Below are 12,596 nucleotides of genomic sequence, written 5' to 3' on the forward strand. Positions count from 1 at the left end.
TCGTAAAGACCATGATAATGATGGAATTTCAGATACAGAAGATGACGATGATGATAACGATGGAATTTCAGATGAAGAAGATGATTATCCAAAAGATCATGATAATGATGGAACAGATGATGCAAAGGATCCAGATGATGATAATGACGGAATAGATGATACAGGGGATGAATATCCAAATGATGATGACAATGATGGAATTCCAGATAAAGAAGATGAGTATCCAAAGGACCATGATAATGATGGAATAGAAGATGCAAAAGATCCAGATGATGACAATGATGGAATAAATGATGACGAAGATGAGCATCCAAAGGATCATGACAACGATGGAATAGATGATGCAAAAGACCCTGATGATGATAATGATGGAATTCCAGATGAAGAAGAATTTGAAATTGGAGGAAGTGTAGTAGATAATGAAAATAACCCAGTAAATAATGCACATGTTGTACTAAAACAAGGAAAACATGTAATAAGAGAAACAAATACAGATACAAATGGGAATTATCGCTTTACAGACCTTAAAAAAGGGGTATATAATCTTGTAATTACAAGGGGCGAGAAGACTGTCACTTCTTTAATTATCATTCAAAAGAGAAATGTGACAAAAAACGTATCTTTACCTAACACAAACAAAGACAGTATTCTAGAAGTAACGGGAGATGAAACCCCAGAAGTGGTTGTAGGTGGTTTAGATGAGGTTGCTGAAGGATCTTCAGAACCGAAAGTTGTTATTAAAATGACTGTAGAGAAAAAAGAGGAAAAGAAAGCACCAAATGCCGCTGATATCAAGAAGGTAGCAAATGGGAAACAATTAGATTTTCTGGATATGAAGGTAATAAAAACTATCAATGATACCAGTGAACTGCAATCAGAAGTAGGTAAAGTACTGGAAATTGTAATACCTTATGACTTTAAAGATAAATCAGATGTTAAGGTATATCGTTACCATGAAAAAGCCGTTAACACATTTATAAAGCGTGAAGCAAAACCAACAGCACCTTATTCAGATGGAACCTATTATTTAGATGAAGTAAACGGATTCATCTATGTGTACGCAAAAAAATTCTCTACCTATGCCATTGGGTATAAGACAGCAGGGAAAACTATTACCTTTAACGCAAACGGTGGAACTATCTCATCTACGAATATGTTCACAGGAACAGACGGAAAGCTTACCACACTACCAGCTCCAACTCGTAGCGGAGGTTATGACTTTGACGGTTGGTATACAAAGTTAAACGGTGGAACTAAGATCACAAAGGACACTGTGTTTACAGAAAACACCACTATATATGCCCACTGGACATATAGAAGCAGTTCTTCCAGTGGTGGTGGACATAGCTCCCATAAATACTATGATATTCCCCTTACTGTAAAGGGCGAAGGTACAATTACCCCTGACGGTGGTTCAGATCATATTTTACGAATTCGTAAAGGTAATGACCAGACCTTTACCATCAAAGCCAAAAAAGGCTATGAAATCTCAGATGTATTGGTTGATGGAAAATCCGTAGGTTCAGTCGATAAATACACGTTAAAAAATATAAGAAACGGCCATAGGATTAAGGTACTATTTAAAGAAGAAACTAAAGAAGAAACAAATAAAGAAGCAGTTAGCAAAGTAGAAAAACCATTTACCGATGTATCAGAACAGGATTGGTTCTATGATGAAGTATTAATGGTACACGAAAAAGGTATCATGTCAGGGACTTCAGACACCAAGTTCAGTCCTTACATTGGTACAAGTAGAGCCATGATAGCAACGATTCTATATAGACTAGAAAACAAACCAAGTTACAGTAAAAATAACCCGTTTATTGATGTTTTGGAAAACGAGTGGTATACCGATGGCATTGCTTGGGGTGCAGAGCATAGGATTGTAAAAGGATATGGAGAAGGTATCTTTAAGCCGGATCAAATTGTAACAAGAGAAGAACTTTGTGCCATATTATCCCGTTATGTGAAATACAAAGGGTTGGATTTGAAACAAAAATCAGAGTTAACAGAGTTTGTTGATGAAAATCAAATAGCAGATTGGGCTAAAGAAACAGTAAGATTTACAGTAAAGGTAGAGTTGATGCATGGTAACGCTCAGAATCAATTCCAGCCGAAGAAACAAGCAACTAGAGCCGAAGTTGCTACCGTAATCTGTAATTTATTACGATTGCTTAAATACTAAATTTTTGAACAAATAATTTAAAAAGCAGAGCTGTAACCTAGAAAAAGTTACAGCTCTGTTTTTGATTTCCTAAAATATAGCTTTTAAATTATTAAAATTAGGCTGCATGTAACTTTATAGAAATAGTAAAGATACACCTGCTACAGTAACTATTGCACCTATTATTTCCTTAGAACCTATCTTTTCTTTAAATATTATAATTGAAGGAGCAATTATCAGTACAGGAACAATTCCCATTAGTGTAGATGCAACACCAGTTGTTGTAAACTTAACGGCTATTAGAGAAAGCGAGACTCCCAGGAAGGGGCCGAAAAAAGCACCTATGGATACCTTTGCCATTGCATCTGAATCCTTTACTGCAGTTTTTATATTTGGCCATTTATTGAGTATAGTAATTACTATTAAAAATCCAATTGTTGCGGATATAATTCTGATTTGTGTGGCAGCAAATGCATTATAATTTCCCATGCCCTTTTTACTTAAGATTAATCCTAGAGATTGACCAAATGCTCCTAAAAATGCATATGTTAGTCCCTTAACAGGGTGGGAAAATTCTAATTTTTTATTGCCTGATTTTTTTACTAGTATAACAGTAGCTATACCGGATATTGTTATAAGCATTCCTATTAGTTGTTGTGAAGTAAGCACTTCTCCCATTATTATGAATCCAAGAAGAGCTGTTATGGGTGGAGAACTGGCCATTATAAGCATGGATATTCTAGCACCTACTTCTACAAAGGCCTGAAATAAGAATAAATCCCCTAATACAAATCCTATAAGACCCGATATGCTGAGCCATATCCAGACATCTGAAGATGCATCGAGGGGTAAAAACATTCCTCTAGTGAAGAGGGTAAAGGTGCCTATTAAAAAGAATGCCATAATTAATCGTATTAAATTTACGGATAATGAACCTATTTTACGTCCTGCTAACTCAAAGGAGATAGATGTAACGGTCCAACAAATAGCTGTTCCTAGGGCAGCTATTTCTCCCAAATGAGATTCAATCATAATATTCCTCCAAACATAACTAATTATTGAATCATAGATTTAGATATATTAAATATACTTGAGGAAATTGCATAATACATGGGGTATGGCTTTGCAGATTTTAAAACTATATATAGTACACAATTTTACGAAGAAGGCAATTACGCAATTTGCTCGATTAATAATATTATATCATTTTATAGATATGTATGGTTAGTAATATTTAATTGGTGGGGGATGGGGTCTTAATCTAACTCCCAGTGATAGGTGGACATTGATTAAAGAACATAGTAAGGGGACATTTGGGTTTCCAAGTTTATAATATCCAAATCCAAGGATTTTAATAATTTCTTATCTTAATAGCTCAAAATCAACTATTTACTGATCGTCCCCTTATATATATTTATTTTATAGATTTTCCGATGCTTTTATTAAGTTGATCGATAGTTCATTCAATCGTTCTGCTCCAGCCGCTACTTGTTGTGTTTGGGCCGATTGCTCTTCGCTAACTTCTGCAAAGGTATTAATAGAGTCAATCATCTTATTAATATCATCTCTAATTGTAGTTAATGTTGTTGTTATATTTTCCGTTGAAGATTTACTGCTTTGAGCCAATTTTCTTATTTCTTCAGCCACCACTGCAAAGCCTCTTCCATGCTCACCGGCCCGTGCGGCTTCGATTGCTGCATTAAGTCCTAATAGATTTGTAGTATTGGCAACATTATTGATATACTTAAGGATATCATCCATACTTTTAATTTGCTGTTGAATATTATTAATAGTTGTATTAAAAGCTTGACTACTTACTGATAATTCCTGTGATGAGCTTGAAAGTTCTTGGGAGGATAGGGATAATTGTTCAGAAAAACTCTGTAATTCCTTTGCCGTTTCTATAATATCATTTTCTTTCTCTTGAGAAACTGCGAAGGTGATTGTTCCAACTACATTGTCCGTATCATTATTGATTAATGGAATAGCATAAGCAATTATAGGAAATCCAAAGATTTCTTTAGGATATCTTGCAACTTGATTTTGTCTTGTAATCATGGCCTTTTGCGAAGCTCCATTTTCTGTTATATAAGCATTTTCTTGAATATTTAATTTGAAAGAATTGGCTTGTTTAGTCATAGTAAATTTTTCTGTATCTGTGAGTCCAACCCCTGTATCAGTAATAAAAACAGAACATAAAACATGGAAAAATTTTTTCATCATATCCATAAATTCTTTATCATTTAAATACATATGATCTTCCTTTCATTAGTTAAATATATACTGGTTTTATCTGTATAAGCTAGGATTTGCTAAGAATTTGCATTTTTCGTCATTTTTCAACCCCTTTCTTTAAATATTATCTACTTTTTCATATAATATTGCAACAGCTTAGTAAAATTTTTATTCCATGAGGATTAAAATAAATCATAATTGTAGGGTAATGGATTATAGTATATAATTATTAAAAATGCTAGGAGATGAAAAAGATGCATGATATAAAAAAAGTAGAGTTTAAAGATAAAAAACAATTTTATAATTATTTAAATTTAAAGCTTAAGGGCTTAATATGTAATGAGAATGATTGGCTGGCTAACCTTTCTAATACAGCTGCTTTATTGTGGCTTCTACTTGATGATATTAATTGGGTGGGTTTTTATCTATATAAAAATAATGAGCTTGTATTGGGACCCTTTCAGGGTAAGCCAGCATGTACCCATATAGAAATAGGTAAGGGCGTATGTGGTAGGGCAGCAAGTGAAATGAAAACTCAAGTAGTAAAGAATGTTAACGAATTTCCTGGACATATTGCATGTGATTCGTCATCTAAATCGGAAATAGTGGTTCCAATTATTCAAGATAATAGATTAAAGGGGGTTCTAGATATAGACAGCCCAATATTTTCAAGATTTGAGGAAGAGGATAAAGAATGCTTTGAAAAATTCATTGATGTTTTTAATGAATATGTTAAATTATAATTTTTACTGTGATCTCCATATTATTTAGATAGTAGATTCAGTAAAATCGATACCAGGGCAAGCCTTAGATAAGATATGGGCAAGCTTTTACAAGAATAGGAGTGTGATTCATGAACAGATGGAGATTTGTATGGATGAGTGTATTAATTGTACTTATTGCATATGGCATATTTGCTTTTCCAATTACAATAAATAAAGAGATACCTGCTGTAAAATATAGACTTGGAGATGAAGAATCTATTGAAAATATTACTATTAAAATAGATGGACAGTATAATAGAAAGCTGTTTTTATCTGATACCTTTATAGGTACGATATATATCGAAGGCTATGAATTTACTAAGGATGATTCAGGGTTTTCAAACTTAAAGAGTACTTTAGCTGATATAAATTTCAATAGGGATGGATATGGAAGATATGGGTATGTTAAGGTTAATTCAGATGATCTTATGAATTTAATGGAAGGAGAAATATTTATGAAAGATAAATTTTCTATGTTTACTATGACTATCATGGAGAAGGATGCTTCGGATAAATCCCGTAGTGGATGGAGCAGCGAGAAAGGTTTAATGATATCTGCTCCTGCTAAAACCCGTGGGGATGCTTTAAATATATCCAATTTACTAATGAAGGATTTCCTTAGGGAGCATAGCCTCCAATAGTACCCATGAGTTTGGTAAGCCAACTACTTCTTCTGATGATAAGGAATCTATTCTATTAAAGAAAAGAGTAGGGGTATTTGAGTAATACTAATGATTTAAGAAAAATGTAATATTTTACATATAGATATAGTGATACTATTGTAATGTAATAAATATTACATTATAATAATATGGACACCTAGGAGGAAATTATTATGTTTAAAAAAATCAATATAAAATCCTTTGTTTTAGGAGCTTTTTGCATGACAGTTCTAATGGGTACACCACAGGCCTATGGTGCTGTAAAAGAATATATTTTGCAGCCAGCACAGTTCAACGTATATTTAAATGGTAATGAGTATAAGGATGACAATCCGGTCTTGGTTTATGAAGGGAATACATATATACCTCTAAGGGCTTTTTGTGATAGGTTAGGCTTAAATTTAAATTTGAATTTTAACGATTATGAAAAGAGGGTTAATGTTAACACTGTAAATGGGAATATGGATAACTTCTCATTACCAGATAATACACCATTTGGAGAAGGAGAAATAACCATTAATGGCTGTCAGGTTAAGTATGGAATAGATACTACTCTAAATACGGAATTTGTTGAAGCCAATAACAAAAGATATATATCCCAGGCCTATGTTTTTCAATCTATAGCTAAAAATGGTAAAGTATATATGTTTATGAGGGAAAATGATAAGAATGGTAAAGAGTACATATATATGCGTGATGGTGGCAAAAACGTTGATATCTGTATAGCTAAGGACTTATACCTTAAGGAGATAATATCTGATGAAATAGTAGTTAGGGACATTCCAACTGTTATTTTCAAAAACAGAGAATTTATAGAATATGATTTTTATCTGAAAAACATAAAGGATATATAATCTATGTATATATTGCGAATTTTTCTATTTTAAATTTTAGGGGTTTATATGCCTACTATTGTATGGATTTGCAAAGCAAAGTGGAATTAGGGAAAAAATTGATATTAAGGAAGTAGGCCTTGGCTTAGAGTTAGATTTCCATAGGACTACTAAGGATAGGGTGAGACCATGATATATATATATATACTGACCTGTATATTACTTATATTTTCATTTTTTTCAAGTAAACAAAAGACACTTAAAGCACTAAAAATTGCATGGAAGAAATTTGCAAAAATATTACCTGCTTTTATTAAGATGCTTATTTTTATATCAATAGTACTTTATTTATTTCCTGATAAGGTGATACTTAAATATCTTGGAGGAAGTAATATATATAAAGGTGCTATATTAGCATCCCTATTGGGGTCCATAACAATGATGCCCGGGTTCATTGCATTTCCCCTATGTGGTATATTAGTTCAAAAGGGTGTAAGTTATATGGTTGTATCGGCTTTTTCAACTACACTGATGATGGTAGGTATTTTAACTTATCCTGTTGAAAGTGAGTATTTTGGGAAAAAACTTACTATTGTAAGAAATATAGTTAGTTATATAATGGCCATAGTAATTGCTTTAGTTATTGGAGTATTATATGGGGAGATAATATTATGAAAAATAAAAGGGTAGAAATTACAGGATTAATAATATATATAGTATTTATATTTATATCCTTCATATTTAAATTTGATCCAGGGGTGAAAATAGGAACTAATTTCATGGGCTTTACCCTAGGCATGATGAAAGTACTTCCATGTGCCTTTATTTTAATAGGTCTATTTGAAGTATGGGTTAAAAGGGAAACTATAGAAAAGTATTTTGGAGATGCTTCAGGATATAAAGGCTATTTGTGGGCAGTGATACTATCAAGTACTACGGTTGGGGGAGCCTATGTAGCATTTCCAGTAGGATATTCCTTATATAAAAAGGGGGCCAATCTAAGCTATGTTTTAACCTATATTGGCTCATCTGCTTTAACTAGAATACCAATGACCATCTTTGAAGCATCTTTTATAGGGATAAAATTTTCAATTATAAGGCTAATAATATCTTTACCACTGGTAATATTTAGCTCTATCATTATATCAAAGTATTTTGTGGAGAAATTACCCATAGATAAACAGCACTAAAATTTAGAATATAGATTTCCAAAAGTTAAACTTAATTTATACATCTCAAAACTCTATATAGAGAGTTCCGGATAAATTTATATTGAACCCACTAACAAAATACCCTTGGTAGCTTTTTTTCAAAGCTTCTATAGTATGCATAGATTCTATCATAGTTTTCTCTTTCCTGCATTGCTATAAAATCATAATATTTTTCACCAAGATATTTGAAATTAGGGCGAGTAGCAGAATCGAGCAAATAAGCAGATGTTGTGGAATCTTCCTTTCTATTATCATTTAATGCTTCAATGATTTCTTCTGCTGTTCCTATTCCTATCCCATGACCATAATAGGTTCCATCACCTAGATCAATAACATTTTCCCCTTGCCATTCAGGGGTTAGAGGATTCACATCTGGATTTTTAAAGTATCTGCAATCCCCGGGTAAAAAATCTACATCTTCATAGTAGCGTATATCAAGATCTCTATCTAAATAATGCCAGTTCATAAGATGTATATTTGCAAATAATTGATTAAATAACTCCTCAGGGTATATATCCACAAGGGCTTTATAATAAACTATAACTATTGCAGTGGCACATTCGGTGCCATACATAGAGCTGTTGATAAAAATGTCCTTAATACCGTCTGAAGGTTTTACATCTTCCTTTATTAAAAAACCACCTTCAGCTGTACGTGTCCAATACTCAGAATTACATATGGATTTCCTAAAGGTTCTAAAGGAAAAATAGCTGTCATTTAATTCTCTTGATGCACTTATGATATTTTTCCTAAGATTTAGTTCAAACCTTAATTCATCTAAGGATTCATATATATACAAACGATCACTGGAATATAATATTTCAAGTATCTTGACTTCAATACCATCCCTTGGATATTCATTAATAATATCATTAGTATCTATTCTACTACCCGAAATCTCAATCATTGTTCTCCCTCCATCATGCCTTTAGCAATTCTGATTTGTTCTGTCATGGGATAATGTATCCACCTAGTCCACCGGGTTTTATTATTGTTATATAACTTACTCGAGTAATTCGCAAGTAACAGCCTCGTATTGATATCTAGTCTACTAAACTCATATAGAAGTTTAGCCTCTTCACCGGTCAATGCTTTGAGTTTTTTACCGGTATCGGAGTCTACGTATTTGTTAAGATATTTTGCTTCTAGGTCTATTATATAGGTTATGGGTTTATTGACTTGTTGGAGACTTTGGCCTGTGAAGTATAGGAATGGACTATTTTCTTTGAGCCAATTAAGGAATGTGGTATATTTTTTTTCCTTATTAGCCGTATTATTTTTTCCCATACCAGGGACAAAGCTTAAAAGCTTGGTTGCTAAATCAATATCCTTTGATTCCGTGGACAATAGACCATTTGCAATCATAATCAAACTATTGGGGTCCTTTGATTCAAAAAAAGCCCAAACCAGGTCATGATTAAAATATCCCCTTCTATTTCTGTCAAAGATCATATTTACTATAGTGGGTAATATTGTTTGATCTTTATATATTCTGATTAAAAGTATCGCACTTATATCTAAAACCTCATCATATTCGTTGCTTAAACCATCATCATTAGAACCCGTATCAAATATCCACTTTAAAACGGAATAAGCAATTTGAGTAAGGTCTGAAGAGATATATTCGTTTATGGAAATTTTTTTGTTTTTCTCTATCACTTCATCGGTAATTTCTATTGCAGTTTTGTTTCTCAAGCTTAAATTGTCAAGAAGGTTAAGATTATCAATTTCATTCTTAAGTAAAAATAGGGTAGGGAAACGAAGATTTTCAGCGTTAACTAAGTTCAAGGCCTCTTCATTATTTTTTTTTGCCAATATTACGAAATGATCCTTCATTTCTTCAATTCCCTTATCAAGTCTTATTTTATCTAGAGGATTTATGGAATTTGAATTATACATAGACAAACGATAGCTCCTTTCATAATCTCTATATCACCTTAGTATTATTCAAAACTAAAGTTACTCGAAGAAAGAGTTATAATATATAATATTGGGAACCTACCATTTGTGTTAAAGATAAGTTTAGATATTTTGGTTGATTTTAATATAGTAGGAGACTAAATTACCTGATATAATTAGAAAGACTATATGGAAGGAGTTAAGTCCCTTTGTCGTATTTAAAATAGGGTATCCTTTCAACATAATAATGTATATGGTATAATTTAACATAATCTTTAATAATAAGATTTACTATAGGGATTTTAGTATAGACTTTAGCTTATACTATAAAAAACCTATATAAAACATAAAATTAGGAGGTAAATTTAATATATGCAACCGGTTATTACAATAAAGGACTTGAAGATGAGTTATGATAAAGACAAAGAGGATATACTTAAGGGAATAAATCTTGAGGTGTATTCCGGTCAAATTATAGGATATATTGGGCCAAATGGTGCGGGTAAAAGTACTACAGTAAAGATTCTATTAGGTATTTTAGATGGCTATAGAGGTGAAATTGAGATATTTGGTAAGGACATCTCGAAGGATAAAATAGAGTATAAAAGAAAAATTGGATATGTACCGGAATCCGCTGAAATATATGATAATCTAACTGCCCATGAATACCTGACTTTTTTAGGTGAGGTTTATGGGATGGGGACTGAAGAAGTAGGTGCTAAAGCTAAAAAATTATTATCTTTATTTGGGGTTGGAGAAGAAAATTATTATTCTAGAATATCATCCTATTCAAAGGGCATGAAACAAAAGTTGTTAATTATAGCTAGCCTCATACATAATCCCGATATATTATTTTTAGATGAACCACTAAGTGGACTGGATGCAAACAGTGTTATGATATTTAAGGAAATTTTAGCCCAGCTTGCAGCCCAGGGTAAGACTATCTTTTATTCATCCCATATCATGGAGGTTGTAGAAAAGATAAGTGATAGGATATTGCTATTAAATAATGGGCAAATTGTGGCAGATGGAACCTTTGAAGAACTAAAGAAAATGAGTACTGAAGGATCTCTGGAACAAATATTTAATCAGTTGACTGGATTCAATAAGCATAAGGATATTGCTGATGAATTTATCAGTACCTTAAAGGCGGTGTAGTAATGAAGGATTTTAGATCTTTAAAACTACTTGATAGATTTAGCTTTATCTTTGAAAAAATGGGAATAGATTATAAAGTGATGAGAAGAATATTACAGCTCAAATTCATTATGGATGGAAGACGTGTCCCAACTATCATGACAAATCAAAAAAAGGATAAAAAAGAAAATAACTTTTTTATCAAATCCTTATTATCCTATGGGTTGGTAGGATTATTAGTCATGGCAATGGTAATCTCATCATTATCCCTGTTTGTAAAGATGAGCTTTGCCTTTGGTATAAGTATATTTATGATTATGACAACTATGATTTCTGATTTTTCAACGGTTTTATTAGACGTAAAGGATAAGAATATCCTATTATCTAAACCAATAGATGCTAAGACTGTTAATGCTGCTAAGATAGTTCACATATTTATCTATCTATTCATTATTACTATGGTCATTGCAGGACCTTCCCTTATTGCAGGGACTATAAAACATGGGTTTATATTTTTTTTGGTATTCTTTTTGGATATGATACTAATTTCGGCTTTTATCATTTTCTTGACCTCCTCTTTATACTGTATTATTTTGAATTTTTTCGATGGAGAGAAGCTTAAGGATATTATAAACTATGTTCAAATTATTTTATCCATAACGTTGCTTATAGGGTATCAGTTTATAGGTCGTATGTTTGATGTTTTTTCTTTAGATTTAGTTTTTACACCGAAGTGGTGGATTTATCTTATTCCACCGGCTTGGTTTGCAGCTCCCTTTGAAATGCTTATAAATGGTGACTATGGAAGCCATTTTATCTATTTAGGGATCATTAGCATTTTAGTTCCAATAATCTCATTGATAATACATATAAAAATTGTAATACCATATTTTGAAAAGAATCTTGTAAAACTAAATAATAATAGTGGGAGAACAGGTGTACTAACGGGGATAAAAGAAAGAATACGTAGACAATCGACTAGAATCCTTTGTTCTGATAGGATGGAAAATATATTTTTTAGATTCACCCAAGACATGATATCAAATGAAAGAAAGTTCAAATTAAGAATATATCCAAACTTAGCATTTGCAGCAGTTATGCCCATGATAATGGTTCTTAGAACCTTTAGAGGTGATAGAAGCTTTTCTGAGAGTATCTTAGAGATCGCAAATGGTAAGTCTTATATGTCCATATATTTTTCAGTATTATTATTGGCAAATTTGATAACCATGATAGGTTCAAGCGAGAAATACAAGGGAGGGTGGATATACAAGGTTTTACCCATAGAAAATCCTTCTCCAATATATAAGGGCTCATTTAAGGGATTTCTAATTAAATACGTTGTTCCAATATATCTGATACCGAGCTTGGTATTTTTAGTTATTTATAAGTTCAAAATTATTACGGATATAGTATTAATGCTTCTAAATATGATTTTACTATGTCTGTTAATTCTCAAAAAATCCTCTAAGGATCTTCCCTTCTGTAAGGATATAAATTATATCCAAGAAAATAATGCAGGAACATTCTTTCTTACAGCAGGATTTTGTGGAGTTTCTCTTGGATTACAGTGGGCATTAAAGTCTATAAAATTTGGATTGCCAATTTATTGTGTGGTTGTAGCATTAATAATCATATTTCTATGGAAGAAAAGCTTTAATATAAGCTGGGAAGATATAATTTAAGTGGTT

12 protein-coding genes are annotated in these 12,596 nt (G+C 32.2%); 8 read left to right on the forward strand and 4 right to left on the reverse strand.

The window, feature by feature from the left end; translation table 11 throughout:
* Window positions 1–2,185 (forward strand): S-layer homology domain-containing protein (locus N4A68_19545; GenBank protein MCT4566494.1); only part of this gene is annotated, 2,185 nt, incomplete at its 5' end.
* Between the two features lie 114 nt (window positions 2,186–2,299).
* On the opposite strand, the gene N4A68_19550 is transcribed toward N4A68_19545, so the two are convergent.
* Both N4A68_19550 and N4A68_19555 read right to left on the reverse strand, forming a co-directional pair.
* Complete coding sequence (locus tag N4A68_19550; GenBank protein MCT4566495.1) at window positions 2,300–3,196, reverse strand: DMT family transporter; 897 nt, start codon at window positions 3,194–3,196, stop codon at window positions 2,300–2,302.
* Between the two features lie 387 nt (window positions 3,197–3,583).
* Complete coding sequence (locus tag N4A68_19555) at window positions 3,584–4,222, reverse strand: methyl-accepting chemotaxis protein (GenBank protein MCT4566496.1); 639 nt, start codon at window positions 4,220–4,222, stop codon at window positions 3,584–3,586.
* Window positions 4,223–4,653: 431 nt separating this feature from the next.
* Between N4A68_19555 and N4A68_19560 the strand changes: the two genes are divergently transcribed.
* The 5 genes from N4A68_19560 (at window position 4,654) to N4A68_19580 (ending at window position 7,848) form a co-directional block, all read left to right on the forward strand.
* Entirely contained in the window at window positions 4,654–5,142 is a 489-nt protein-coding gene (locus N4A68_19560) for a GAF domain-containing protein (protein ID MCT4566497.1), read from the forward strand.
* 110 nt (window positions 5,143–5,252) lie between these two features.
* Window positions 5,253–5,804: a hypothetical protein gene (locus tag N4A68_19565; protein MCT4566498.1), complete on the forward strand. Its 552-nt coding sequence runs from the start codon at window positions 5,253–5,255 to the stop codon at window positions 5,802–5,804.
* A 194-nt stretch (window positions 5,805–5,998) separates the two neighbouring features.
* Entirely contained in the window at window positions 5,999–6,679 is a 681-nt protein-coding gene (locus tag N4A68_19570) for a hypothetical protein (protein ID MCT4566499.1), read from the forward strand.
* Window positions 6,680–6,847: 168 nt separating this feature from the next.
* Window positions 6,848–7,333, forward strand: coding sequence for a permease (locus N4A68_19575; GenBank protein ID MCT4566500.1), 486 nt, complete (start codon window positions 6,848–6,850; stop codon window positions 7,331–7,333).
* Complete coding sequence (locus tag N4A68_19580; protein MCT4566501.1) at window positions 7,330–7,848, forward strand: permease; 519 nt, start codon at window positions 7,330–7,332, stop codon at window positions 7,846–7,848. The genes N4A68_19575 and N4A68_19580 overlap by 4 nt, the downstream gene beginning before the upstream one ends.
* Window positions 7,849–7,939: 91 nt before the next feature.
* Here the strand turns inward: N4A68_19580 and N4A68_19585 are convergent, their stop codons facing one another.
* Both N4A68_19585 and N4A68_19590 read right to left on the reverse strand, forming a co-directional pair.
* Entirely contained in the window at window positions 7,940–8,776 is an 837-nt protein-coding gene (locus tag N4A68_19585; GenBank protein ID MCT4566502.1) for a protein-glutamine gamma-glutamyltransferase, read from the reverse strand.
* On the reverse strand, window positions 8,773–9,774 hold the full coding sequence (locus tag N4A68_19590) for a hypothetical protein (protein MCT4566503.1): 1,002 nt from the start codon (window positions 9,772–9,774) through the stop codon (window positions 8,773–8,775). The genes N4A68_19585 and N4A68_19590 overlap by 4 nt, the downstream gene beginning before the upstream one ends.
* Before the next feature lie 366 nt (window positions 9,775–10,140).
* Here N4A68_19590 and N4A68_19595 point away from each other — a divergent pair, with 366 nt between their 5' ends.
* Window positions 10,141–10,926 carry an ABC transporter ATP-binding protein gene (locus tag N4A68_19595; protein ID MCT4566504.1) on the forward strand — a complete coding sequence of 262 codons (786 nt, stop codon included), beginning with the start codon at window positions 10,141–10,143 and terminating at the stop codon, window positions 10,924–10,926.
* A 2-nt stretch (window positions 10,927–10,928) separates the two neighbouring features.
* Window positions 10,929–12,590, forward strand: a complete 1,662-nt coding sequence (locus tag N4A68_19600; protein ID MCT4566505.1) for a hypothetical protein — start codon at window positions 10,929–10,931, stop codon at window positions 12,588–12,590.
* Window positions 12,591–12,596 lie beyond the last annotated feature (6 nt).

This window comes from Maledivibacter sp. (assembly GCA_025210375.1).
Classification (GTDB): domain Bacteria; phylum Bacillota; class Clostridia; order Peptostreptococcales; family Caminicellaceae; genus JAOASB01.

Excerpts from the sequence above, each read along its gene's own strand:
- N4A68_19550 (MCT4566495.1), bottom strand. The coding sequence starts at position 3,196 with ATGATTGAATCTCATTTGGGAGAAATAGCTGCCCTAGGAACAGCTATT.
- N4A68_19555 (MCT4566496.1), bottom strand. The coding sequence starts at position 4,222 with ATGATTACAAGACAAAATCAAGTTGCAAGATATCCTAAAGAAATCTTT.
- N4A68_19560 (MCT4566497.1), top strand. The coding sequence starts at position 4,654 with ATGCATGATATAAAAAAAGTAGAGTTTAAAGATAAAAAACAATTTTAT.
- N4A68_19565 (MCT4566498.1), top strand. The coding sequence starts at position 5,253 with ATGAACAGATGGAGATTTGTATGGATGAGTGTATTAATTGTACTTATT.
- N4A68_19570 (MCT4566499.1), top strand. The coding sequence starts at position 5,999 with ATGTTTAAAAAAATCAATATAAAATCCTTTGTTTTAGGAGCTTTTTGC.
- N4A68_19575 (MCT4566500.1), top strand. The coding sequence starts at position 6,848 with ATGATATATATATATATACTGACCTGTATATTACTTATATTTTCATTT.
- N4A68_19580 (MCT4566501.1), top strand. The coding sequence starts at position 7,330 with ATGAAAAATAAAAGGGTAGAAATTACAGGATTAATAATATATATAGTA.
- N4A68_19585 (MCT4566502.1), bottom strand. The coding sequence starts at position 8,776 with ATGATTGAGATTTCGGGTAGTAGAATAGATACTAATGATATTATTAAT.
- N4A68_19595 (MCT4566504.1), top strand. The coding sequence starts at position 10,141 with ATGCAACCGGTTATTACAATAAAGGACTTGAAGATGAGTTATGATAAA.
- N4A68_19600 (MCT4566505.1), top strand. The coding sequence starts at position 10,929 with ATGAAGGATTTTAGATCTTTAAAACTACTTGATAGATTTAGCTTTATC.